The 23,325-nt window shown below is 41.9% G+C and carries 26 protein-coding genes and 1 riboswitch; of the genes, 1 reads left to right on the top strand and 25 read right to left on the bottom strand.

Translation table 11 applies throughout. The features are described from left to right. Positions 1-170: 170 nt before the first annotated feature. Positions 171-315: riboswitch (FMN riboswitch) on the bottom strand. A gap of 55 nt (positions 316-370) precedes the next feature. The 21 genes from BM095_RS16805 to BM095_RS01425 all read right to left on the bottom strand — a co-directional run bounded on the left by BM095_RS16805 (position 371) and on the right by BM095_RS01425 (position 17,719). Beyond that, positions 371-502 carry a hypothetical protein gene (locus BM095_RS16805; RefSeq protein WP_281243854.1) on the bottom strand — a complete coding sequence of 44 codons (132 nt, stop codon included), beginning with the start codon at positions 500-502 and terminating at the stop codon, positions 371-373. Next, positions 503-937, bottom strand: coding sequence for a peptidylprolyl isomerase (locus tag BM095_RS01520; RefSeq protein WP_091656450.1), 435 nt, complete (start codon positions 935-937; stop codon positions 503-505). Positions 938-962: 25 nt separating this feature from the next. After that, positions 963-2,282: a diaminopimelate decarboxylase gene (gene lysA, locus BM095_RS01515; protein WP_091656447.1), complete on the bottom strand. Its 1,320-nt coding sequence runs from the start codon at positions 2,280-2,282 to the stop codon at positions 963-965. A gap of 146 nt (positions 2,283-2,428) precedes the next feature. Continuing rightward, on the bottom strand, positions 2,429-3,949 hold the full coding sequence (locus BM095_RS01510; protein ID WP_407639131.1) for a spore germination protein: 1,521 nt from the start codon (positions 3,947-3,949) through the stop codon (positions 2,429-2,431). Positions 3,950-3,979: 30 nt separating this feature from the next. Then, positions 3,980-4,402, bottom strand: a complete 423-nt coding sequence (locus BM095_RS01505; RefSeq protein WP_091656444.1) for a stage V sporulation protein AB — start codon at positions 4,400-4,402, stop codon at positions 3,980-3,982. Then, on the bottom strand, positions 4,369-5,007 hold the full coding sequence (locus BM095_RS01500) for a stage V sporulation protein AA (RefSeq protein WP_091656442.1): 639 nt from the start codon (positions 5,005-5,007) through the stop codon (positions 4,369-4,371). Before BM095_RS01500 ends, BM095_RS01505 begins: the two co-directional genes overlap by 34 nt. A gap of 288 nt (positions 5,008-5,295) precedes the next feature. Beyond that, positions 5,296-6,045, bottom strand: coding sequence for an RNA polymerase sporulation sigma factor SigF (gene sigF, locus BM095_RS01495; RefSeq protein ID WP_091656439.1), 750 nt, complete (start codon positions 6,043-6,045; stop codon positions 5,296-5,298). 11 nt (positions 6,046-6,056) lie between these two features. Further along, positions 6,057-6,497, bottom strand: a complete 441-nt coding sequence (gene spoIIAB, locus BM095_RS01490) for an anti-sigma F factor (RefSeq protein ID WP_091656436.1) — start codon at positions 6,495-6,497, stop codon at positions 6,057-6,059. Then, positions 6,498-6,848, bottom strand: coding sequence for an anti-sigma F factor antagonist (spoIIAA, locus tag BM095_RS01485; protein ID WP_091656434.1), 351 nt, complete (start codon positions 6,846-6,848; stop codon positions 6,498-6,500). 130 nt (positions 6,849-6,978) lie between these two features. Beyond that, positions 6,979-8,166, bottom strand: coding sequence for a D-alanyl-D-alanine carboxypeptidase family protein (locus tag BM095_RS01480; protein ID WP_091656431.1), 1,188 nt, complete (start codon positions 8,164-8,166; stop codon positions 6,979-6,981). Between the two features lie 378 nt (positions 8,167-8,544). After that, complete coding sequence (locus BM095_RS01475) at positions 8,545-9,846, bottom strand: pyrimidine-nucleoside phosphorylase (RefSeq protein WP_091656428.1); 1,302 nt, start codon at positions 9,844-9,846, stop codon at positions 8,545-8,547. A gap of 36 nt (positions 9,847-9,882) precedes the next feature. Next, on the bottom strand, positions 9,883-10,704 hold the full coding sequence (locus BM095_RS01470; protein ID WP_091656426.1) for a purine-nucleoside phosphorylase: 822 nt from the start codon (positions 10,702-10,704) through the stop codon (positions 9,883-9,885). Between the two features lie 4 nt (positions 10,705-10,708). After that, positions 10,709-11,539, bottom strand: a complete 831-nt coding sequence (locus BM095_RS01465) for a purine-nucleoside phosphorylase (RefSeq protein WP_091656423.1) — start codon at positions 11,537-11,539, stop codon at positions 10,709-10,711. Positions 11,540-11,544: 5 nt separating this feature from the next. After that, a complete protein-coding gene (gene deoB / locus BM095_RS01460; RefSeq protein ID WP_091656420.1) occupies positions 11,545-12,738 on the bottom strand; it encodes a phosphopentomutase in 1,194 nt (397 codons plus the stop codon). Positions 12,739-12,791: 53 nt separating this feature from the next. Then, positions 12,792-13,679, bottom strand: a complete 888-nt coding sequence (xerD, locus tag BM095_RS01455) for a site-specific tyrosine recombinase XerD (protein ID WP_091656417.1) — start codon at positions 13,677-13,679, stop codon at positions 12,792-12,794. A 26-nt stretch (positions 13,680-13,705) separates the two neighbouring features. After that, positions 13,706-13,912, bottom strand: a complete 207-nt coding sequence (locus tag BM095_RS01450; RefSeq protein WP_091656415.1) for a DUF4227 family protein — start codon at positions 13,910-13,912, stop codon at positions 13,706-13,708. Positions 13,913-14,086: 174 nt separating this feature from the next. Beyond that, entirely contained in the window at positions 14,087-14,581 is a 495-nt protein-coding gene (gene fur / locus BM095_RS01445; RefSeq protein WP_091656412.1) for a ferric iron uptake transcriptional regulator, read from the bottom strand. A 100-nt stretch (positions 14,582-14,681) separates the two neighbouring features. Next, complete coding sequence (gene spoIIM, locus BM095_RS01440; protein WP_091656409.1) at positions 14,682-15,323, bottom strand: stage II sporulation protein M; 642 nt, start codon at positions 15,321-15,323, stop codon at positions 14,682-14,684. Between the two features lie 68 nt (positions 15,324-15,391). Continuing rightward, positions 15,392-15,934, bottom strand: a complete 543-nt coding sequence (locus BM095_RS01435; protein ID WP_091656407.1) for an NUDIX hydrolase — start codon at positions 15,932-15,934, stop codon at positions 15,392-15,394. A 35-nt stretch (positions 15,935-15,969) separates the two neighbouring features. Beyond that, positions 15,970-17,046 carry a DUF3866 family protein gene (locus BM095_RS01430; RefSeq protein ID WP_091656404.1) on the bottom strand — a complete coding sequence of 359 codons (1,077 nt, stop codon included), beginning with the start codon at positions 17,044-17,046 and terminating at the stop codon, positions 15,970-15,972. 145 nt (positions 17,047-17,191) lie between these two features. Then, positions 17,192-17,719 carry a TlpA family protein disulfide reductase gene (locus tag BM095_RS01425; protein WP_245757771.1) on the bottom strand — a complete coding sequence of 176 codons (528 nt, stop codon included), beginning with the start codon at positions 17,717-17,719 and terminating at the stop codon, positions 17,192-17,194. A gap of 170 nt (positions 17,720-17,889) precedes the next feature. On the opposite strand from BM095_RS01425, the gene uppP reads away from it, so the two are divergent. Beyond that, a complete protein-coding gene (gene uppP, locus BM095_RS01420) occupies positions 17,890-18,723 on the top strand; it encodes an undecaprenyl-diphosphatase UppP (protein WP_091656399.1) in 834 nt (277 codons plus the stop codon). Positions 18,724-18,974: 251 nt separating this feature from the next. Here uppP and trpB read toward each other — a convergent pair whose 3' ends face one another. From trpB to BM095_RS01400, 4 genes are all read right to left on the bottom strand, one after another. Continuing rightward, entirely contained in the window at positions 18,975-20,156 is a 1,182-nt protein-coding gene (trpB, locus tag BM095_RS01415; RefSeq protein ID WP_091656396.1) for a tryptophan synthase subunit beta, read from the bottom strand. A gap of 24 nt (positions 20,157-20,180) precedes the next feature. Further along, complete coding sequence (gene cimA, locus BM095_RS01410; RefSeq protein ID WP_177194646.1) at positions 20,181-21,806, bottom strand: citramalate synthase; 1,626 nt, start codon at positions 21,804-21,806, stop codon at positions 20,181-20,183. A gap of 134 nt (positions 21,807-21,940) precedes the next feature. Next, entirely contained in the window at positions 21,941-22,609 is a 669-nt protein-coding gene (locus BM095_RS01405) for a phosphatase PAP2 family protein (protein WP_091656394.1), read from the bottom strand. A gap of 213 nt (positions 22,610-22,822) precedes the next feature. Continuing rightward, complete coding sequence (locus BM095_RS01400) at positions 22,823-23,266, bottom strand: YaaR family protein (protein ID WP_091656391.1); 444 nt, start codon at positions 23,264-23,266, stop codon at positions 22,823-22,825. Positions 23,267-23,325: the final 59 nt, after the last annotated feature.

The raw sequence follows: 23,325 nt of genomic DNA, 5'->3' as shown, positions 1-23,325 counted from the left end.
CTGTTGACGTTCGTGAATTTAGCAGAAAAAACCCTGAAGAAACGTATCTTCAGGGTTTAAAAATCGTGCTCAAATAGACCTTATTCCGAGTTAGGATATAAGATGAATGCCGATAGGCTATCCAGTTTGAGATATACTGGTCCTATGGTTTGATATCATGATGAACACGGTTGTTCCTTCTCCCATCCAGACTGTACTGTCGGTTCCGGAATTTCACCGGATCCACCGTAAGGATTACCCCCTACGGGTCACGGACTAAAAAACAAATGTTTTATCACCGCCGGTTGGGAATTTCACCCTACCCCGAAGGTACCGTTTATTGAAATTATTCTATTATAAATAGTTTATCTTGTTGATATCAAACCGTCAACTAATTTGTCGGTTGATCTGCGCATTCGAAACAAAATAGGTTTTTTTCTTCATCCAACACGCCATTCAAAAAGCCATCAAGACAAAAAACTTCTTTTCCGCAGCGTGAGCAATGACCTACTTTTTCCTTCATTTACTCCTCCCAGACACGAACTTCTTTCATCACATCGCCAGGTTGAATCCGATCGACGGACTCCATTCCACTTGTTACTTTACCAAATACCGTATGAACGCCATCCAAATGTGGCTGCGGTTCAAAAACGATAAAAAATTGACTGCCACCCGTGTCTTTTCCTGCGTGTGCCATAGATAAAGATCCACGCTCGTGCTTATGAGGATTCCCTTCTGTTTCACATTTAATGGTATAACCAGGGCCACCTGTACCTGTCCCGTTCGGACAACCGCCTTGTGCTACAAAGCCAGGTATAACCCGATGAAATGTAAGCCCATCATAAAAACCTTTATTGGCGAGAGACTCAAAATTTTCTACTGTTCCTGGAGCTTCTTCCGGATAAAATTCCAATTCTACTTTTTCTCCATTTTCAAATGCGATGCTTCCTTTTTTCATGACTATTTCACCTTCTTATATTTGATTAAATTCTTTCCTTCGAACGAAGAGGTAAATCATTTCTTAAGAGATCCTCAAAAGATTCTCGTTTTACTACTAAATTCGCTTCGCCGTCTTCGACAAAGACAACAGGTGGCTTGGTAATCCGGTTATAGTTATTGGCCATGGCGTATCCGTAAGCACCTGTACAAGATACAGCCAATATATCGCCCGCTTTCACTTCAGGAAGCGGCAAATCCCAAATTAGCATATCTCCGCTTTCGCAACATTTTCCTGCAATCGAAAACGTATCGTTTGTAGGTTCATTTGCACGGTTTGCGAGCATGCCCTCATACTTTGACTGATATAATGCCGGTCGAATATTATCCGTCATTCCGCCGTCAACCGCTACATAGCGTCGTACCCCATCAATATCTTTTGCCGACCCAATGGTGTAAAGCGTAGTTCCCGCATCACCAGTTATTGACCGTCCCGGTTCTATCCAGACTTCCGGTACGTCCATTCCCGCAGCTTCCGATTGCTTTTTAACCGTATCCGCGATGTCATTCACATATTCGGCTGGCTCTAAAGGTTCATCTCCTTCTGCATATCGAATACCAAATCCGCCTCCTACATTTAAAACAGTAGGTTCAAAGCTGTATTCTTTTTTCCAGCGGGCAAATTCAGAAAATAACTTCTCAATGGCCATGACAAAGCCACTTGTCTCAAATATTTGTGACCCGATATGGCTATGAACCCCAAGAAGTTGGATATGAGAATCATCTATTAACATGTTGATCGCTTTATCTACTTGGCCGCTTTGAAGATCGAAACCAAACTTGGAATCTTCTTGACCTGTAGAAATATACTCATGCGTGTGCGCTTCTACTCCTGGAGTCGTACGGAGAAGAACCTTGACTTTCTGTTTTCTTTTTTCCGTTTCTGATTGCAGCAGCTTTATTTCATGAAAATTATCTACAACAAAACAGCCGACCCCTAAATCGAGTGCAAGGGCTATTTCTTCAAGACTTTTATTGTTACCATGGAAATGTACGCGATCCATCGGAAAACCTGCTTGTTTCGCAGTCATCATTTCCCCGCCGGATACAACATCTAAGCTTAATCCTAACTCATCAGCCAATTGAATCATAGCAACACAACTAAATGCTTTGCTTGCATAAGCTACTTGGTAAGACAGTCCTGCGTCTTCAAAAGCTTTCTGATACCCCTTTCCTCTCTCTTTCATCAAAGCGACATCATAAACATATACGGGCGTGCCATAATCTTTCACAATCTCTACAGTATCTACTCCTCCGATCTCTAAACGACCGGCTTCGTTTATCTTGCTCGTGCCATGTAAATACATTCGTTGTCTCCCCTCAGCTCACAATAATCTCTCAAAAATGAATGGTTACATTTTATCATTTATTGTCGTAGATAAAAAGTATTTTCACCTGTCATCTCACAGCTCCATAAGCAACAAAAAAGAGAGAGGACTATTTATGAGTCCCCTCACTCTGATGATTGTCGCAGAGAATCTTGCGGGTGTACAATTCTTGGACGATAGCGCATGCTTGGTACTGTAGCTCTTATGAATATTTGCCAAAGCGCTTGCCCATCGAATGGAAGAAACGGCCATAGATAAGGTTTGTTCAATGCTCGAACCTTAGCTATCATTAAAAAGAAAATAGTAGTAGCAACAACAAAACCTATGCTTCCGAAGCTCACTACCGAAATTAAGAGAGCTAATCTTAATATCTTTAAGGCCACTCCTAATTCATAGCTTGGTGTGGCAAAGATGCCAATCGCAGCTAACGAGACATACAATATCACTTCTGCTGTAAAAAGACCGACTTCAATAGCAATTTCTCCAATTAACAGAGCTGCTACTAAACCGAGCGCGGTAGCCAGTGGAGACGGAGTATGGATCGCTGCCATCCTTAATAATTCTATCCCTATTTCCGCCATTAAAATCTGCATGAATTCTGATACGTTCGAGTCCTCCGTCGGCCCTATATATTGAAGCTGTTCCGGAAGTAAATTAGGTTCTAACACAACAAGCAGCCATAGCGGCAAAATAAACAAGGAAGCTATAATCCCAAAAAAACGCACCCATCGTAAAAACGTTCCTACAAACGGAGACTGCCGATACTCTTCCGCATGTTGAACGTGATGAAACAGAGTGGTTGGTGTAATGATGACACTTGGAGACGCGTCCACCGTCACAATGACATGCCCTTCAAATAAATGTATAGCAGCCACATCCGGTCTTTCTGTATACCTGACTAGCGGGAAAGGATTTAATCCTTGATCTACCATGTATTCTTCTATAGCTTTATCCGCCATAGGCAATCCATCGATGTTAATTGACTTTAACTCTTTTTTTACAATTTCAACCATTTTTGGATCAGCGATTCCGTCTATATATGAAATACTAATATCTGTTTTCGATCGAACCCCAACTCGTAAAATTTCATTACGCAGCCTTTCATCTCTGATCCTTCTTCTTGTCAAGGCCGTATTTTCAATAATATTCTCTGTATAGCCATCACGGGCTCCCCGCACTACTTTTTCATTATCAGGCTCTTCTGGTGAACGTCCCGGATAATTTCTGACATCAATGACAAAAGCCTGGTCTTCCCCCTCGACTAATATAAAGACAAGACCAGATAACATTTCCGTGATGCAATCCTCAAGGTTATCTTTATATTCGACTTGTAAATGAGCTAAATGATCATAAATAGCTTCACGGACATGAGGCTTTTCTTCATCGTCTTCATCCAATTCAAAAAGGACATGTAAAATCTCAATGATGTTATCCATGTTGCAAAGGCCATTCACATAGTAAATCTGAATCTCTTTTCCTAAAATGTGAAGCTTCCTGACCCCTACATCAAAACTGACTCCAATTCCGAGACGTTCTTTTAATTCTTTCTCATTCTCAGTTATCTTTTTAGAGATGGGCGTTTTCTCAGGATTGTCAGCTTTTTTTCCTAACGCTTCCTCTCGATGTTTCAGCCTTTTTCGACGAATCAAAGTAACACCTCCGGCTTAATGAGCCTACTAATAACCTTCAAAGATTAACCATTGAAAGAGAGACCCTGTAATTTTTCCTAACACGATCGCCATGATCAATAACTTGAGGTGATGCTCTTGCCCAATTCGTTTCGTAAGAATTGGAAACACATTTAACACTTCCGTTAAAGCAGCTGCAAGCATTCCGACAAATATACCAGCAGCCAGACCAATGGGAACGGTTACGACTCCAGGCAAGGAGCTCGTAAACATATGCAGGGTCCCTACGGAGCCTGCAATAGCTCCTGTAATGACTGACATTTCATAGGCTTGAACCGCCTTATATGTTTTTGTTAATTGGACTAGTCTTGGTATGATTCCCAGGACAGTAATAAATGCTACAAACCCGCCCCCTACTGCAATACCTCCACTTAATCCTATGAGGATGGAGACGATGTGTTTGAATTCCATGTCTTTGAACTCCGGTCTGATTCTGTTTCAGCTAAATACCGGTTAATTTCCTGGTTGTATTGATGCATTTCTAACTCGAGCGGGCTTGGTTCTTCATTCAGACGCTTTTTGAAAATGTGATTAAAAAATAAAATCATGCCAATTCCTAAGCCAAAGGAATAGGGGATTTGGATGAATAACGGCTGCTTATTCTCCGTACCGGTGATGAGAAAATGAAGTTTTTGATGAACTTCAAGCATGCTGACATCCTCGTGAAAATTCATGATTGTTAAGCCAGCCCCTACAAAAAGGAGGATCCATACGAATACTAGCAATACAGATGTTTTTGAACTCCTGGGTGTCTCAATTTCCGTTACTGTTTGTGTAGGGCCTACGACATCAATTTCTATGTCCGGAAACCAATGATGAATCGATTGCAACACCGTTAATATATCAATCACAACGTGACTTTTATCCCCAGGGCCTATCGTATAAATTGGAATTTCGGCCAATTCTGTGACCAGCGTATCTTTTCCTTCTAGTCTCGCAACATCCGATAATAGCAATGTCTGCCCCATTTCAGCCTTTTGGACAGGGAAAAGCTGCAAATAAATACGGTGATTCATAGCTAGCCGTCCCTCCTTTTTTGTAGTATGAGCGAAATTGAATTTTACATACTAAAATTATTTAGATGACAGAAGTTTTGGAGGAAGAAAACGAGAAGCGTTGCCCGCGGCTAAGAAGACACAGTGAAAGCAAGCGCAGCGTAGCTTGAACTGATGTCGCCCTTGTGCCTATGGTGCAAGCGAGCCTGTCAGCCAACCCGTAGAGCAAAATGATTAATAATCCCCACATGTTTTACAGAACCGAAATTCATAACCTACTGATTTAGCCCCCCAAAAAAACCAGCTGTCTTATTCAGACAACTGGTTTCTCATTTTATCGAGTATTCTTTTTTCCAACCGTGACACTTGGACTTGGGAAATACCTAGTCGGGAGGCTACGTCAGATTGTGTTTTATCCTTATAGTATCTTAAGTATACAATTAGTCGTTCTCGGTCCTCGAGTTGTTCAACAATGTCTTTCAAAACGATTTGCTCAAACCACTTAGAGTCCCCTTTATCAGCAATTTGGTCCATTAACGTAATAGGATCTCCGTCGTTTTCATAGACGGTTTCATGTAAGGAAGAAAGACTTTTGGCAGCTTCTGTGGCAAACACTACTTCTTCCATTGGTAACTCGAGTGTCTCCGCTATTTCTTGAAGAGAAGGTACTCTGTTTAACTCGTTTGTCAACTGCTCTTTTACTCGTCTAATTTTATTGTTCAATTCTTTTAATGAACGACTCACTTTAACGGTCCCGTCGTCACGTATAAACCGCTGAATTTCTCCGATAATCATTGGAACAGCATAGGTAGAAAATTTCACGTCATAGGAGAGATCGAACTTATCCACTGATTTGATTAGCCCTATTACTCCGATTTGAAACAAATCTTCCGCTTCGTAACCACGGTTTATAAAACGCTGAACTACCGACCAGACCAATCTCGTATTTCTACTGACGATTTCGTCACGAGCTTGTTTATCGCCTTTTTGGCTCTTATTAATTAAATCTCTTACGACGTCATCCTGTAAAGGTTGTTCCTTTTTCAATTTTACGTCCATACAGAGTCTCCTTAATTACAAAGTGATCTGCTTCTGGCCAGCCGCTTTTTCAAATAAACAGTGGTTCCTGTTTTCGGCTCAGAGGTTACCTCAACTTCATCCATAAAATTCTCCATGATCGTAAAGCCCATACCAGAGCGTTCTAGTTCAGGCTTTGTCGTATACAATGGTTCACGTGCTTTGTTAATATTATCAATGCCTTCGCCGTGATCCTTTACTGTTAATTCAACCGTATCTGTATCAATTTTCACCATAATAACGATCGAACCAGCAGGGTTTTCATGATATCCGTGAATAATAGCGTTCGTCACTGCTTCAGAAACGACGGTTTTTATCTCAGTTAGTTCATCCATGTTCGGGTCAAGCTGTGCAACGAAGGCACCTACACTTACACGAGCAAAAGCTTCATTTTCACTAACCGCGGAAAATTCCAGTTTCATTTCGTTTTTCATTTAAGCCACCCCCAACTTTCGTAATGCATCGGCTTCCCGGCTTTCTAAACGTAAAATTTTAAAGAGACCCGATAACTCAAAAATCCTTTTCACGGGAGAAGAAATGGAACAAACTACCATCTCTCCCCCTTGTTTGCTGATCTGCTGATATCTTCCTAAAATCACCCCTATCCCCGAACTGTCCATAAAAGTCAGCTCTTCTAAATTTAGGACGATATGTTTGATTCCTTTTTCTTGCAGCACATTGTCCACTTGCTGGCGAAGCTTCCCTGCGGCGTGATGGTCTAGTTCACCTTCTAAACGAATACAAAGAACGTTCCCCTTTGTTTCTAAGTTTACGGATAAACTCATCTATTTTCTCCCCTTCTTCTGTAGTTAATTTCATTCATGATTATACGGTTCGTTCTCCGTGTTGAACTTCCTTTCGACTAGACAAAACTAGTGGCCTTTCGTTAAAAAAAGAGGCTCTTTTTTTCTATCTTTATTTTTCTGACATTCCTCCAGTCATGGCAGCCATGACTCGCTTAAATAAACCAAACCAACTCGCTGAGTCAATGTCTTCTGTGAGGACAAGAGATTGTTCCGCAATTTTTTTCTCGCCATCATAATATTCAATTTTCCCTGCAGGTGTATGTTGTTCTGCTGGCGCTTGTATTTTCTCCGATAAGATGATTTTCTCTTTTACTTCTTCCATATTCTTTCCTTTAGGCAGCACGACCGCTGCGTTCTCCTCTAGCATGACCCCTGCTTTTTTCTGCTTCCCTTTTTCCACAGCGATCTCATCTATTTCTGTTCCTTTTTCACCAAGTAAATGATATTCAAAGTTCTGGAAGGAGTAGTCTAACAGTTCTGCAGTCTGCTTATTTCTTTCTTTCGGTGTTTCTGCCCCCATGAGGACAGTGATGACACGCATGTCATTTTTCTTCGCTGTTGCCGTTAAATTATACTTTGCCTCTTTAGTGAATCCTGTCTTAATCCCGTCGACTCCGTCATAATGCTTGACGAGACGGTTCGTATTCACGAGCCAGAATTCTTTGTCGGTTCCTTTACGAAGGTAATCCTCGTATACGCTTGTGTATTCTAAAATTTTTTCATGCTTGAGTAATGACTGGCTCATAACAGCAAGGTCTTTCGCGGTAGTATAATGATCTTCCGCTGGGAGGCCGGTAGTGTTTTGAAACTTCGTATGTTCTAATCCTAATTCTTTTGCTTTTTCATTCATTTGTTTGACAAATTTTTCTTCAGAACCTGCGATATGTTCTGCGAGCGCCACAGAAGCATCGTTACCCGAAGCGATGGCAACACCTTTCAACAATTCGTCTACTGTCATTTGTTCGCCTTCTTCGAGAAAGATTTGCGATCCTCCCATGGAAGCCGCTTTTTCACTTGCCGTCACTTCCTCTTGAAGGCTTATAGCGTCTTCTTCAATCGCTTCCATCACTAACAGCATGGTCATAATTTTAGTCATGCTGGCTGGGGGAAGAACTTCATTTTCATTCTTTTTATACAGAACGTCACCTGTATCTGCTTCCATGATATAAGCAGAAACCGAACCTTCGGCCGGAACCTCTTCGTCCGTCGCTGTCGTTATTTTTGCGCCAATTGTTAATGAAATAACTACTGCCAGGATAGTTATAATTATTTTTACGTTGAGACCTATTTTTTCCATCAATGTTAGACACCTCCCACTATGATACATTTATTTTTTCCAGTATTTACATCGTTTATACGGGGTCTTGAAAAAGCATAGTAAAAAGAGGTATATGTTTTGAACGATCTCATTCATCGCTTTCGAGTGGCATCCCTCAATAGAGAGACAGCACTTTTGTATAATCGCAAGGCGTCCGCGACAAGCGCTGGATACCCGCCAAAGAGGCTTTGCCGCCGCAGAGCGTGTTGAAGCGAGCTCGACCCGAAGGCGCCTGAAGCTAGACGCAGCTAATCCTTTCACAGAAATTATCCACAAGTGAATTGCTTTTAAAATTTCCTGAACAACAAAAAAACACTTGAACAGCGGAGGAACTGTTCAAGTGTTCATTCGTCATATTTAGTAAATGGTGCCGTGTACTAATTCTGGTTTTTCTACTGGTTGTCCAGTAAGAGAATAGGCTTCTTCTACTAACTTTTTCGCCTCCGTTGGTTGTAGGGTATTACTGTGAAGTACCGCCAACGGCTCTCCCATTTCTACCTTTTCGCCGACTTTTTTCTTAAGTTCAATCCCTACACTATGGTCTATAGTATCTGTTTTCGTAGACCTTCCTGCTCCCAGCCACATGGCTGCGCGTCCAATTAACTCTGTTTCCATTTTTCTCACATAACCGGTAGAGGTCGCTTTTACTTCTATTTTATATTCCGCTTCTTTGAGCAGATCTGGACGGTCCACCATCGTTGGATCTCCGCCCTGATTCCCTATAAACTCTCTCATCTTTTCTAGAGCTGCGCCGCTGCGAATCGCATCTTCAATGAGACGTCTTCCTTCTTCGGGCTCTGTCACTTTTCCACCTAACACTGCCATATGTGCGGCTAAGAGAACACTTAATTCGTAGATATCTTCAGGTCCTTCTCCACGTAAAACGTCCAGCGATTCTTTCACTTCCAATGTGTTTCCAATCATCCGTCCTAACGGTTGATCCATATTTGTGATTAAGGCCATAGTACGTCTGTTTAATGATTTTCCGATTCCTACCATAGATTCTGCCAACTCAGCTGCCTCTTCTACCGTTGACATAAATGCCCCTGATCCTGCTTTCACATCCAGGACGATAGCATCAGCCCCTGCAGCTATTTTTTTACTCATGACTGAACTGGCAATAAGCGGAGTAGAATTAACGGTAGCTGTAACATCTCTAAGGGAATATAACTTTTTATCAGCTGGTGTCAAATTACCACTTTGACCCGCTAACGCCAGCTTGTGTGTGTTCACGAGTTCTATAAACTTCTTTTGAGAAATCTCGGTTTGAAAACCAGTAAAAGCTTCAAGTTTGTCTATCGTTCCACCCGTATGTCCTAATCCGCGTCCAGACATCTTAGCTACCGGGATACCTAACGCAGCTACAAGAGGAGCTAATATTAATGTTGTTTTATCGCCCACTCCGCCTGTGGAGTGCTTATCTACTTTTATTCCTTCAATGGACGATAAATCCAACTGTTCCCCGGATTCGGCCATTGCTCTCGTAAGTACAGAGGCTTCTTCTTGAGTCATTCCTTGAAAATAGATAGCCATTAAAAGGGCTGATACTTGATAATCAGGAATACTGTCTTTTGTATATCCATCGATGAACCAGCGAATTTCTGATTCTGACAGTCGTTCTCCATCTCTTTTTTTTGCAATGATATCTGGCATTCTCATGAACCGCACACTCCTTCATGGAACCTAATCGTAACGTTATATGTCAGCTAATATTTCCTTCACTAAAGAAATAAACCGGGGCTTTGTCTTTGCTGCCGTGGCCATCACTTCCTCGTGTGAAATACCTTCCATTTCTTCACCGACGGCCATGTCCGTAATACATGATATACCAAGCACGCGTAGTCCGGTGTGGCGTGCAACAATCACTTCTGGCACCGTGGACATACCGACCACGTCTCCTCCTAGTTTTCGTAACATAATAAGCTCTGCTGATGACATAAAGTTCGGCCCCGTGATCCCGGTATATATGCCATTTTTTAAATCAATGCCCAGCTCTTTCCCTGCCCGGAAAGCCGTCTCTTTTAGTTCAGCGTCATAAGCTTGACTCATATCAGGAAACCGTGGTCCTAATGATTCGTCATTTCTGCCAATTAACGGATTGGTTCCTGTCATGTTTAAATGGTCATCAATCACCATCAGATCTCCAGGACGGAAGGAAGAATTCATAGCCCCGCATGCATTTGTCACTATCAATACCTCTACACCCAGCTCTTTCATAACCCTGATTGGAAAAGTTACTTCCTTCATACTATAGCCTTCATAATAGTGAAAACGCCCCTGCATCGCGATCACGTTTTGATTTTGAAGTTTTCCTGTCACTAACCGACCAGCATGCCCTTCTACGGTTGAAACAGGAAAATGAGGAATGGACGAATAATCTGCTGTAACACTCTCCTCCACTTCTTCCGCTAAATCCCCAAGTCCGGACCCTAAAATAAGACCAATCTTCGGCTCAGCTTTCATCCCTTTTTTCAAGTATTCCGCCGCTTCCTTTGCTTTTTGAGCCATTTGCTCCATTTCGTTATCTCCCTTCTCCCATTTTCTTGATTATCTCCTTCATCAACTGAAGAAAATCGGACTGCACTCTTTTCGTTGTTTCGATAACTTCTTGGTGACTTAATGGCTGATCTAAAATTCCGGCTGCCATGTTAGACAGGCAAGAAATTCCCAACACATCCATTCCGCTATGAACCGCTGTAATGACTTCCGGCACCGTCGACATTCCAACCGCATCAGCGCCTAACGTCCTTATCATTTTAATTTCGGCAGGCGTTTCATAACTAGGACCGGTGGCAGCGGCATACACTCCTTCTTGAAGTGAGATAGAAAGTTGCCTTGCCGCTTCTTTTGCAATGTTCATCAGTTGCGCAGAATATGCGGACGACATATCAGGAAAACGCGGCCCCCATGTTTCTTCATTTTTACCAATCAACGGATTATCCCCTAACAGATTGATGTGATCGTTTATCACCATTAACTCTCCAGGTTGAAACGACTCATTCACACTTCCCGCCGCATTCGTTACTACTACATTTTTTACCCCTAACGCCCGCATAACTCTAACCGGAAAGGTCACTTCCTGCATTGTATAACCTTCATAAAAATGAAAGCGGCCTTGCATCGCAACAACGGGCACGTTGTGTAAACTTCCGAACACTAACTGGCCTGCATGCCCTTCCACGGTTGATACCGGAAAACCTGGAATATCCTCATAATGAATTTTCACTTTATCTTCGAGATCTTCTGCTAACACTCCGAGACCGGACCCTAATATTAACCCTGTTTGCGGAGTTGTTGGAATCTTGGATTTCAGAAATTTACAAGCATCTTCAAGCAATCGTTTGGTTGTCATTCACGTCACCTGCCATTTATTATTTCTTTCATAAAACTTTTACCGTTTTCAGGAGAAGGCACATCAAAGTTATCCGCAATCGTAGCACCGATATCAGCAAACGTGTTGCGATGGCCGAGCTGACTGCCGGGTGTATGGGAAGGGCTGTAAGCTAACAGCGGGACCAGCTCTCTCGTATGATCCGTGCCTTCGTGTACCGGGTCATTTCCGTGATCCGCCGTGATCATTAACAAATCATCTTCTTTTAGTTTTCTAAGCAATCTCGGCAATGCTGTATCAAACTCTTCCAATGCTTTCCCATAGCCGATAGGATCCCGACGATGTCCAAATTTCGCGTCAAAATCTACTAAATTTAAAAAACTGAGACCAATAAAATCCCGTTCAGCTGTTTGGACTATTTTATCCATACCGTCTGCGTTAGATGACGTTCTTAACGACTCTGTAATACCTTCTCCGTCATAAATATCGCTAATTTTTCCGATCGCCAGACTGTCCAAACCAGCATCTTTCAACTCATTCATCACGGTACGTCCAAACGGCTTTAACGCATAATCATGGCGGTTAGCTGTTCTCTCGAAAGCTCCAGGCTGGCCGACAAATGGCCGCGCAATGACACGTCCAATCATATAGGGAGCTTCGTACGTCAATTTTCGAGCTTCCTCGCATATGTGATAAAGTTCTTTCAATGGGACAGTGTCTTCGTGGGCCGCAATTTGCAATACCGAGTCTGCAGAAGTATAGACGATCAGATCTCCTGTTTCCATGTGGCTCGGACCTAACTCTTTAATAATTTCTGTCCCCGACGCGACTTTATTGCCAATCACTTTTCTCCCGCTGATTGCTTCTAATTTTTGAATGAGATCGTCCGGAAAACCATCAGGAAACGTACGGAATGGTTCTTTAATATGAAGACCCATAATCTCCCAGTGACCTGTCATCGTGTCTTTACTATGAGAGGCTTCCTGCATGATCCCATGATGAGCCTGCGGATCTGCTACCGAACGCAGGCCTTTTGTGCTTTTTATATTGCCGAGGCCAAGCCGCTCCATATGAGGCATGTCCAGTCCGTTCATTTTCTCTGCTATGTGACCTAACGTATCAGCTCCTGTATCTCCATATAACTCTGCATCAGGTGCCTCACCGATACCAACCGAGTCCATCACAATAAGGAAAACCCGGCGAAATGGATAACGTGACATTATGTGTTCCTCCTCATTTTCTACTTCTTATACAACAAATGTGCCTAGAACTCCTAAGCCCGCGGGTGGTAATTTACGTATACATCCTTTAACTTATGATTGGAAACGTGCGTATAAATTTGGGTAGTTGAGATATCAGAATGACCGAGCATTTCCTGTACGGCTCTTAAATCTGCTCCGTTCTCTAATAAATGCGTGGCAAAAGAGTGTCGCAACGTATGGGGGGTTAGCTTCTTATCTATGGATGCTTTCTGGGCAGCAGATTTTAGTATTTTCCAAAACCCCTGTCTTGACAACTGATTCCCTAAATGATTGACAAACAAAACATCATGTCTTTTGTTTTTCATCAATAGAAGACGCCCCTTGTTGATATAGCGTTCGAGGGCATCGGAGGCTTCTTTGCCCAGCGGTATGATCCTTTCTTTATTTCCTTTCCCCACACAATGAATAAAGCCCATGTGAAGGTGAATATCCCGTGTCGTCAGGGAGCACAATTCACTCACGCGCAGGCCCGTAGCATACATCAGTTCCAGCATCGCTTTATTCCGAAGAGCGAATGGCGTCGTTCCATCACTTGCCTCTAATAACCTCTCTACTTCCGTAACGGATAATACCTCTGGCAGCCTCTTTTCTCCTCTGGGGATTTCTAACAATTCAGAAGGATCTTTTTTTGACCGCTGCTCCCTAAGTAGAAATTGGTGAAACGCCCGTATGGAAGATATGCTTCGAGCTATCGTCGAGACAGACCTGCCTTGCTCCTTCAAAAAATATAAATATTGAATAATATGAGACCGCTCAATTTGAGATGTTTCCGTTATGTTTTCATTTTCTAGATGGTGAACATACTTGTTCAAATCACGTTGATAAGAGTGGACCGTGTTATCTGAGAGTCCTTTCTCCACTTGGCAGTAATGTATAAAGTCTAATACATCTGTTTCCAAACTAGTCCTCTCCCTTATTGTCTATCTTATAAATCTTTCGTAGTTATATGTAATTCGTCCATTGGTACTTGAACGTTAACTTGATGATAATTCTTTTCCGGTGGCTGCAATCGCTCATCCCCTCTGTAACTATCACTTAACCATAGAATACCATAATAAAAAATAATCAAACATATGCTAAATGTGATCATTACCTTGACAGCCTCTAAACAAAATGTCACCCATTTGATCATTTTTCCTTCCTCCTATTTGGTTACTAGGAGTTATCTATGACAATTTCTGCGTGTAATATACGTTCCCGCCTTTCTTCGTTCTATATAACTAGTGGGACCGCTCCTCCTTCTTCTTTTGAACTCTCAACTCCTTCTAAACAACAAAAAAACCTCTTCATAACAGATGAAAAGGTTTTATTTCACTTTATTCATTTCTTTTTCTTCTGGCTCCGTTTTATTATGTTTATCTTCTTTGTTCTGGCATCGGTGACAAATACCGTGGAAAGTTAAGCGGTGGTCCTTAATTTTAAAGTTCCAGTCTTTTTCTACCACTCTTTCAACGTCACCTAATAAGTCCTCTTGTATTTCATCAACAGATCCGCATTCAATACAAACTAAATGATGATGAAAGTGATCGGCTCCTTCTTTCCTAAGATCGTACCGTGATACCCCATCTCCAAAGTTTATTTTATCAACAACTTCGAGTTCATTAAGTAATTCCAGCGTTCGATATACAGTAGCCAAACCTATTTCCGGAGCTTTTTCTTTTACTAACAAATAAACATCCTCTGCGCTTAAGTGATCTTCTTCATGTTCTAGAAGCACCTTCACGGTTGCTTCCCTTTGGGGTGTAAGCTTATAGCTTTGAGAATGAAGTTGTTTTTTAATCCGATCAATTCTTTGCTCCATTAATACTCCCCCCATCTTTAACCGCTGTTTTAATTATAAACACGGATGGGGCGAGTGTCAAATGATAATTATAACTATGATCAAATTAGAATAATTATAATTAACTAAATGTCCAACTAATAATCCCTCTCATCATCACAGGCGATAAGTAACCTTCAATAGCCGCAGCCCCCGTCAAAAAAACAAGAACGGTACCAGCAATAAGGAGCGATCGTAATATAACGGCGGGCACCGGCGTGTACCGACTTTGTTTAAAAAGGTGTTTAATAATGCTTAATGAAATACTAATTGAGATCACAGCCATAATAATGTAAGCCGGCACAATAATAAGATTTTGCGGAAGGACGGATGTAAACGCCAAAAAGAAACCTTTGCTTCCCATCTGCTGAACGAGAAAACCAATCGTGAAGCCGGAAATAACTCCTTTTAAAAACAATAAAATAAGGATAAACGGCACTCCCGCTACGGAAAGTCCAAGCACCCACATTAATCCGATATACGTCGTATGATGAGAAATGCTCTGCAAAAATATCTCCCTGGAAGTAATATCGGTACCTGTCTCGAAATGGACAAGAAACTGCTCCACATAGCCATACAAATCATTTTTCAAAGGGAGCGACAAACTATTAACAAGTACAGCTCCGAAAATAACCCCCATAAACAAAAGAATGAGAGTAAAACAATAAAGCGATCGATATTCGTTCCAATGTTTATGTCCTAGTGTGGCGATGGATTCTATCATTTTTTGCTGCCCCCTTGCTAATAGAATGTGTATAACACTCTATGAAAAAAAAGGGCTTTCTATTACTGTTAACTGTTTTGAATTCTTTTTAATTTCACGTGCTGAATGGCAAACATCGTTTTTGCATCATGAATGTCACCTGATTCTATTAATTTATCGGCTTCGTCTAACGTTACTTCGATTAATTCAACAAACTCATCATCATCTGTAGCGACAGTCCCTGCATAAAGCGTGTGAGCTTCATAGACATGTACAATTTCATCTGAAAAGCCAGGAGACGTATAAAATGAGCCGATTTTAGTTAACTGATCTGTTTTATACCCAGTTTCCTCTTCTAACTCCCGTTTCGCTGTCTCTTCAGGTTGTTCCCCTGTTTCAAGTTTCCCGGCAGGAATTTCGATAATTTCTTTTTCCAATGCTTTTCGGAACTGCCGCACCATGATTATTTTATCATCAGCAGTGTAAGCAATAATGGCAACCGCACCTGGATGATTCACGATCTCTCGTTTGCTCACTTCTCCATTCGGCAGCCGCACATCATGAAGATTCAAATCTACAATTTTGCCTTCGTACAACGTTTCTTTATCAATGGTTTCTTCCTTGAATTTCACGTCTGTCTCTCTCCTCTCTTTCCCCCGTTAGTTTATCATGTATTATTCCCTGACAAAACATGTTTCACCGCAGCTAAAACTCCTAACACGTAGCTCTCATCTGTTTTCGTATTTCTTCCCATGGTAGTCACAGATAAAGGATAAGTGACAGCCCACTTTTTCCAATCTTCTAACAAGCTTTTACTATGTTCATATATGATGACATGTTGCTTTGACATCGATACAGACTTCAGCTGTGCTCTAAGATACTTTTCTTTCTCCGAATCCAAATGAGGTAAAATAAGTAAAGAGGGTGCATAAGTAAATGTACACAAAGCTGTAGTCGTATGGTGGCTGATTCCGTAATGACGTGTTCTGCCCTCCCGAAAAGAAATTCTCGTCACCCAGCACGGTTTCCCTTCTAAGGCTCCGACAATATTTGCCCATTCCGCAAGTGCAATTCCGCTAAAACCATATGGGGTAGAGGTGCCTACCGTGCCCGGCCCCATAGAAATCACAAGGACATCCACTTCTTTCTTCATCGTTAACCATTGAAGGGCATTGGGTATGGTTACTGCTTCTTCATTTCCGCCAAAAGCCTGACCGGTTGTCACGACAAAAACATTCGGATCTGTTTTCCATATTCGCATATGATCACTCCATCCAGCTGGCAATGAAGCTTGATCCGACAAAATAACTCCTATTTTTTTGTTCTTATCCCTCATTCTTACGGCCCCTAATATAATTGGCAGCATGCTATGAAGTTCTGCCAATAAAACGTTCCTGTCTTTCAGTGAGAAAGGTTGCTCAAAGAGAGTATAATCAGGGTGTTCCGGATCATCGACAGACATAACACTATGTTGACTGGAAGTATAGCGCGCTTTCATGATATGGCCGTTTGTTTTGTTTCCTGTCTGTTTGGCACAGGCAGCCACTACAATATCCCATCCGCCTGTCCCAAGACCAAGCCTTCCCGCAGTTACATTCACTCTTATTCTGTCTCCTACACTCACACGAGAACAGGTGAGTTTGTATAAGATGGCCTGCCCGATACCACCGTTCGTTTTTAATTTTTGGATCGAATGATCTTCTTCCAAAATTTCTTCCACTACTACATCTTCTTCTGCATACATCCCACTCACCTCATTTCAGCTTACGTCCTGTCCAGGAAGAACATGCTCATTCTCGGGAGGAGATTACCATTGTCCTACTCCATGAATGCTTTCTTAACTTTTATAAAAAAAGACAGCTGTCTTCAGGAAACAGCTGCCTTACCGATTATTGAATCAAAGGTTGAATTTTTTCTTCTAATTGTTCATAGCTCGTCTCGCCTGATATTTTCTCAACAATTCTTCGATTTTCATCGAAAATATATGTTGTTGGGAGTAGTTGTAAATTGTACATATCAGCTACTTCCCCATCTACGTCTATCATCGCGGGAGTAGACATCATCCCAAACTCTTCTACGAATTTTTCAGCCTCTTCCTGGTTCTTTTCGTAAGAGTTCATATTAACGGTAACCACATTGACTCCACTATCTTCATAATCCTCATGCAACCTTATGAGATCAGGCATTTCTCTTGTACAAGGTTCGCACCAGGATGCCCACATATTCATAATGACGATGCTATCTTCATAGGAAGATAAAGAACGTTCTTCCCCATTGTACATAGGCAGCGTATAGTCGGGAGCGAGATCCCCTTCATTCGTTCCCACTTTCGGTACGGCAATATTAGTAATAATCACATAACCGAGAGCGATAAACGTAAGTCCTAATACTATCGCAGTTGTTACTTTCCGATTCACACTGCATCTCCCTCTCATACATTTTATACTACAAACATACTATCACAAATATGTGAACAACCTTTGAATGTTTCCATCATTTATGTAAGGCCAGGAAACTTGTATCTATCCGGCAGAAATGCAGGTTTGACTTAGAGTTAGTAAAGAGATTGGCAGGAGGAGTGGGGCTAATGAGCGTTATTGAGGCTTTTATATTTGGTGTTGTTCAGGGAATTGCTGAATTTCTTCCCATTTCAAGTACCGCCCATATTATCATTGTGCAGCTGGTATTTGGCTATTCTTTCCCTGGGTTGACCTTTGAAGTGATTCTTCATCTAGGATCCATTTTAGCCGTCATATTATATTTCCGGCAAGATATTATCCAATTAATCCAAGCTTTTTTTCGCTACCTTTCCCAAAGAAACGCAGAAGATCGTTTGGAATTTATGTTTGCTATTTATATCGCAGCCGCAACCCTCATTACAGGGGTACTAGGGATGGTACTCGAAGATATCTTGGCGGATTCTATAAAAACCCCTGTCTTTATTGCTTCTGCCCTTGTGTTAACAGGTTTCTTCCTCATCTTGATTGAAAGATTCCATAAAATTGGTCATCGTACTGAAGAAAACATGACATTTTTCGATTCCGTTGTAGTCGGGTTAGCTCAAACGCTGGCCGTCCTTCCAGGGGTTTCACGTTCAGGCAGTACATTGATTGCGGCATTGTACGCAGGCCTCAACCGCGAAACAGCTGTACGCTATTCCTTTTTATTATCGATTCCTGTCATATTAGGCTCTTCTGTCTTGGCGTTCGGTGATATTAGCGGGGGGGCGCTTGAGGCGATGGGAACGTCAGCTTTGATTACTGCATTCATTGCTTCCTTCTTCACTTCCTGGATTGGGATTGTATGGCTCATTCATTTTCTAAACAAAGGACGTCTTATTTATTTTGCTCTGTACTGCTTCGTATTAGCTATTGTCGTCGTCACCTTCCTTGAGAACACTCAACCGGTGGCCGCCTTATAACATTCCTTGCATGCTCAAAACATAGCTGATCACCCCGTGTGTTAATCATCTCGATTTCGTTTCCGGCAATATGAATCTTCAGAACTTAAACTGAGAGAAATCCAGAAAGAACAGTTGGATCATGGTAAGAGATTCGCTATCGGCGGACGCTTTCCCCGGGTGCAAGCGATTTCACTTCAAATCTTATAGAATTGAAAAAAAGGCTGTCAAAAGGTCATTTTTTATGACCTTTTGAAGCAGCCTTTCCTCGTTTAGGATGATTTCTTTTCAAGCAGTCTTTTTACTTCTGCTACGTCTTTGTCTCCTCTGCCTGATAAGTTTATGATAATAATTTTATCTTTGCTCATTTCCGGAGCCAGTTTCATTGCTAAGGCTACCGCATGGGCGCTTTCCAATGCAGGGATGATTCCTTCTGTGCGGGAAAGCTCTTCAAATGCTTCTAACACTTCTTCTTTCGACACAGCCATGTATTCTCCACGTCCCGATGTTTTTAAATGGCTGTGTTCCGGACCAACGCTAGGGTAGTCCAATCCTGCTGCAATAGAATAAGTAGGCAGAGGTGTTCCTTCCTCATCTTGTAAACAAAGGCTTTTAAATCCGTGCAGGACAGCAGCTGTTCCTTCTTTCATCGTAGCTGCTTCTAGTGGCTCGGCGCCGATGAGCCGTACGCCCTCTTCCTCTATGTAATGAGAAAACGAGCCAATGGCATTGCTTCCTCCGCCGACACAAGCGATAACAGCATCTGGAAGCCTGCCTTCTATCTCCTGAATTTGTCGTTTGGACTCTTTACTTATGATCGACTGGAAATAATGGACGATCGTTGGATAAGGATGTGGCCCGACTGCCGAACCAATTAAGTAAAAAGTTGTTTCATAGTTTTCAATGAGATCCTCTAGCGCAACGTCAACCGCATCTTTTAATCTTCCTTCTCCCTTTTCCACAGGAACGACTGTCGCACCTAACAGCTCCATACGGAAAACATTAAGCTCTTGTCTTCTCGTATCTTCTTTTCCCATGTAAATGGTGCAATCGATATTCATCATCGCACAAGTGGTTGCTGTCGCTACTCCATGTTGACCGGCCCCTGTCTCTGCAATGACTCGTTTCGCTCCCATTTTCTTTGCCAATAATATTTGGCCGACTACATTATTTATTTTATGAGCACCTGTATGGTTCAAATCTTCGCGTTTTAAGTAAATTTTTGCGCCACCCAATTTATTGGTTAATCTCTCTGCGTAGGTTAAAGGGTTTTCACGCCCAACATACTCTTTTAGAATCGCATGATATTCTTGGATAAACGCTTCGTCGTTTTTGTATTCTTGAAAAGCGTCATCCAGTCTTTCGAGAACCGATTGCAACTGCTCCGGTACGAAACATCCGCCAAATTCTCCAAAAAAACCTTTTCCTTCTGTCTGTACGTATTCTTGGCTCATCTCTACTCATCCTCCATGATGTAATTAATGGTTTTTGACGCTCGCTTCTGGCATTGCAGCCACTGGCTCTACAGCTGTAAGGCGATCGGAATGCTTCATAAAGTAGTAACGGATACTATCAACTAATGCATGCCAACTTGCCTCAATGACATTCGGGGAAACACCAATGGTACTCCATGTTTCTTGACCATCTGATGATTCGATTAAAACTCTTACTGTAGATGCTGTAGCTTCTGCTTCATCCAGTACGCGTACTTTGTAATCAGACAAGTACATTTCATGAACAAGTGGATAATACTCGCCTATCGCTTTTCGTAATGCATAGTCTAAGGCGTTAACCGGACCATTTCCTTCTGCTGCCGTCATGACGGTTTGGCCTTGTATTTTCATTTTTACGACCGCTTCTGATTTGAAGCCGTTTTCTCTCTCTTTATGAGTGATAATATTAAAATGCTCGAACTCAAAGTAATCATGGCTCTCACCAAGACCATTGCGGATTAATAGTTCAAAAGAAGCTTCTGCCGCTTCGTATTGATATCCTTTATGCTCCATCTCTTTGATGGTTTCGATCGTTTCCTTGATGGCCGGACTCCCTTTATCAAGTGAAATACCAAGCTCTTCCGCTTTGAATAATAAATTGCTTTGACCAGAAAGCTCAGATACTAGTACTCTTCTTTCATTGCCAATTTTCTCGGGAGGAATGTGCTCGTACGTTTCTGGGTGCTTCAAAACAGCACTCACATGCATTCCGCCTTTATGAGCAAACGCACTTTTCCCGGTAAAGGGCTGGCCATTCGGTGGTGTTTGATTAGCCAGTTCGTGAATATACTTCGAAACTTCTGTTAATTGTTGTAATTGTTCGTTCGCTACACACGGAATCCCCATTTTCAACTGCAGATTGGGAATAATAGAAATGAGATTCGCGTTCCCGCATCTCTCTCCGTAACCGTTCGTTGTCCCTTGAATATGTACAGCCCCGGCTTTCACAGCTTCAAGAGTGTTAGCTACTGCCAGTTCGCCATCATTATGGCAATGAATGCCTACATCGATCGTGACCTGCTTTTTCACCTCTGTAATGATATCAGCAATTTCTGTAGGAAGAGAACCCCCATTTGTATCACACAAGGCAACGCAATCTGCCCCTGCATTCTCTGCAGCAACAATTGTCTTTATGGCATACTCCGGGTTGTGTTTATACCCATCAAAGAAATGCTCTGCGTCAAAGATGACTTCTAAGCCTTTTTCTTTAAGAAAACGAACGGAGTCATAAATCATGGAAACATTTTCCTCTAATGTCGTTTGCAATGCCTCCGTCACATGAAAGTCCCATGTTTTCCCGAATATAGCAGCAGCTTCAGCTCCACTTTCAATGATACGGTTCAGATTTGGATCCTTTTCCGCTGTCACTCCCGGTCGGCGTGTACTGCCAAATGCCGTTACAACGGAATGTTTTAATTTCAAATCTTTAACACGCTCAAAAAAATTCATATCTTTCGGATTACTTCCAGGCCATCCGCCTTCAATATAATGTATACCTAACTGATCCAGTTTTGCTGCAATTTTCAGTTTATCATCCACAGATAAGCTGATTCCTTCTCCTTGCGTCCCATCACGCAAAGTTGTATCAAACAATTTTACTTGTGACACCACAGCAATTCCCCCACTTTTATATGCTTATTTCTCCCATTAATACGCAAAAAAAATAGTTAAATATTGTCCTTTAGTATAGCATAAGGTTGCGGTTTTTGTCAGTGTTCTTCTAACAACACAAAGGGAAGACACCATCACATTTTTTGTGCCTTCCCGATCATTTGCTTATTCCTTTCGTACAAGCGGAGAAGAATGTGCATAAGCCCGAGCCAAGCCCCTCCACATAAAAAACCAGCCGTCACGTCACTAGGATAGTGCACGCCTAAAAATATACGGCTAATGCCAATAGCTACAATCAGGAAAACGCTAATGAGGACAACGGCTACTTGCAGAAGCGTATTTGCAGAGGAAAAATGTAAGAACAATATCATCAAAACACCATAGAGTAACATGGCATTCATTGCATGACCGCTCGGAAAACTGTATCCCGAAACTTCAATGACCCGGGAGATATCCGGACGTTCTCTCTCATAAATAGACTTGACTATATAATTGAGAAGCCCTCCTCCTCCTACGGTTGCTATCACCAATAGTCCTTGCTTCACTTTGCCAAAGAGTAGAAGAAGCGCACTTACAAAAGCGGTCATAAAACTCGTAAAGTTCACAGAAGCAAGAGATGTAATGAAAGAGAAGAAAGCAATGCCCCATTCATATTGATAAGACGGAATATAGGATGCAATAAAATAATCGATTTGGGTAACAAATGGAGTGTCTGCCACCACTAACATGACAAAAAATAAAGTGCTGCATCCCAATGTCCATAGGATGAGTATCCACGGGATGTTCTCATTCTCCTTGTCCATATGAAACCACCCTCCATTGCAAGCTGTTTACCACATCCTCTCTCTCATGAAACATTGCGAGTAAGAAATACGCAGCTGCTCTGTTGGCTCACCATATGCTAACTTTTGCATTTCTTACCAAGATACATTTCTACGGGATAATGAAAAGCTTCCTTGGCCTGGAAGCGGGAAGGAAGCTTGTCTTTTATATATCATTAAACGTAGATCAAAAAACTAGGCGTATATATTAACGAGCATCCCTTTTATTTCACCTACGAGATCCAGGACTGCAAGTCCTTTGCTTTCTTTCGAGAGAACAGCGTTCGTTAAATCTAACAGTTTACGGTCGACTTCCTCTACAATCTTATAGAGTTTCGTGCGTCCTCTCCGGTTAAATCCTCGTCTTTCTTCAAGATTCAACCCTTGTTTAACCGCATCTTCCATAAATTCTTTCACAAGCTGCTTATACTTTCTCAAGTCTTCGACCGTGCGGGACTCAGCTAGTATTTTTCCTTGATCTTCAATATTATCGATCATTTTGGTAAATCGTTCGTACGCCTTTTCTTCTCGGCGTTGTTTGATTATCTCTGTAAATGACACACTAGGCTCGGTTCCTGTTGACTTTGGTTTAGCAGATGGGGGTTGAATCCCTGTCTGCATCACTTTTTGAATATCCAATGATCTCACATTCCTTTACAGCTCACTCTCAAGCCCCAAACTAATAATTTTTATCATAG

Origin of the sequence: Alteribacillus iranensis (assembly GCF_900113025.1) — a bacterium.
Classification (GTDB): Bacteria; Bacillota; Bacilli; order Bacillales; family Marinococcaceae; genus Alteribacillus_A; species Alteribacillus_A iranensis.
Note: the sequence above shows the minus strand (reverse complement) of the source record. Positions and strands in the feature narration are given on the sequence as shown.

Coding starts and splice junctions, on each gene's coding strand:
- BM095_RS16805 (WP_281243854.1), bottom strand. CDS start 502: ATGAAGGAAAAAGTAGGTCATTGCTCACGCTGCGGAAAAGAAGTTTTT.
- BM095_RS01520 (WP_091656450.1), bottom strand. CDS start 937: ATGAAAAAAGGAAGCATCGCATTTGAAAATGGAGAAAAAGTAGAATTG.
- lysA (WP_091656447.1), bottom strand. CDS start 2,282: ATGTATTTACATGGCACGAGCAAGATAAACGAAGCCGGTCGTTTAGAG.
- BM095_RS01505 (WP_091656444.1), bottom strand. CDS start 4,402: ATGGAATTCAAACACATCGTCTCCATCCTCATAGGATTAAGTGGAGGT.
- BM095_RS01500 (WP_091656442.1), bottom strand. CDS start 5,007: ATGAATCACCGTATTTATTTGCAGCTTTTCCCTGTCCAAAAGGCTGAA.
- sigF (WP_091656439.1), bottom strand. CDS start 6,045: ATGGACGTAAAATTGAAAAAGGAACAACCTTTACAGGATGACGTCGTA.
- spoIIAB (WP_091656436.1), bottom strand. CDS start 6,497: ATGAAAAACGAAATGAAACTGGAATTTTCCGCGGTTAGTGAAAATGAA.
- spoIIAA (WP_091656434.1), bottom strand. CDS start 6,848: ATGAGTTTATCCGTAAACTTAGAAACAAAGGGGAACGTTCTTTGTATT.
- BM095_RS01480 (WP_091656431.1), bottom strand. CDS start 8,166: ATGGAAAAAATAGGTCTCAACGTAAAAATAATTATAACTATCCTGGCA.
- BM095_RS01475 (WP_091656428.1), bottom strand. CDS start 9,846: ATGAGAATGCCAGATATCATTGCAAAAAAAAGAGATGGAGAACGACTG.
- BM095_RS01470 (WP_091656426.1), bottom strand. CDS start 10,704: ATGGAGCAAATGGCTCAAAAAGCAAAGGAAGCGGCGGAATACTTGAAA.
- BM095_RS01465 (WP_091656423.1), bottom strand. CDS start 11,539: ATGACAACCAAACGATTGCTTGAAGATGCTTGTAAATTTCTGAAATCC.
- deoB (WP_091656420.1), bottom strand. CDS start 12,738: ATGTCACGTTATCCATTTCGCCGGGTTTTCCTTATTGTGATGGACTCG.
- BM095_RS01450 (WP_091656415.1), bottom strand. CDS start 13,912: ATGATCAAATGGGTGACATTTTGTTTAGAGGCTGTCAAGGTAATGATC.
- fur (WP_091656412.1), bottom strand. CDS start 14,581: ATGGAGCAAAGAATTGATCGGATTAAAAAACAACTTCATTCTCAAAGC.
- spoIIM (WP_091656409.1), bottom strand. CDS start 15,323: ATGATAGAATCCATCGCCACACTAGGACATAAACATTGGAACGAATAT.
- BM095_RS01430 (WP_091656404.1), bottom strand. CDS start 17,046: ATGTATGCAGAAGAAGATGTAGTAGTGGAAGAAATTTTGGAAGAAGAT.
- uppP (WP_091656399.1), top strand. CDS start 17,890: ATGAGCGTTATTGAGGCTTTTATATTTGGTGTTGTTCAGGGAATTGCT.
- trpB (WP_091656396.1), bottom strand. CDS start 20,156: ATGAGCCAAGAATACGTACAGACAGAAGGAAAAGGTTTTTTTGGAGAA.
- BM095_RS01405 (WP_091656394.1), bottom strand. CDS start 22,609: ATGGACAAGGAGAATGAGAACATCCCGTGGATACTCATCCTATGGACA.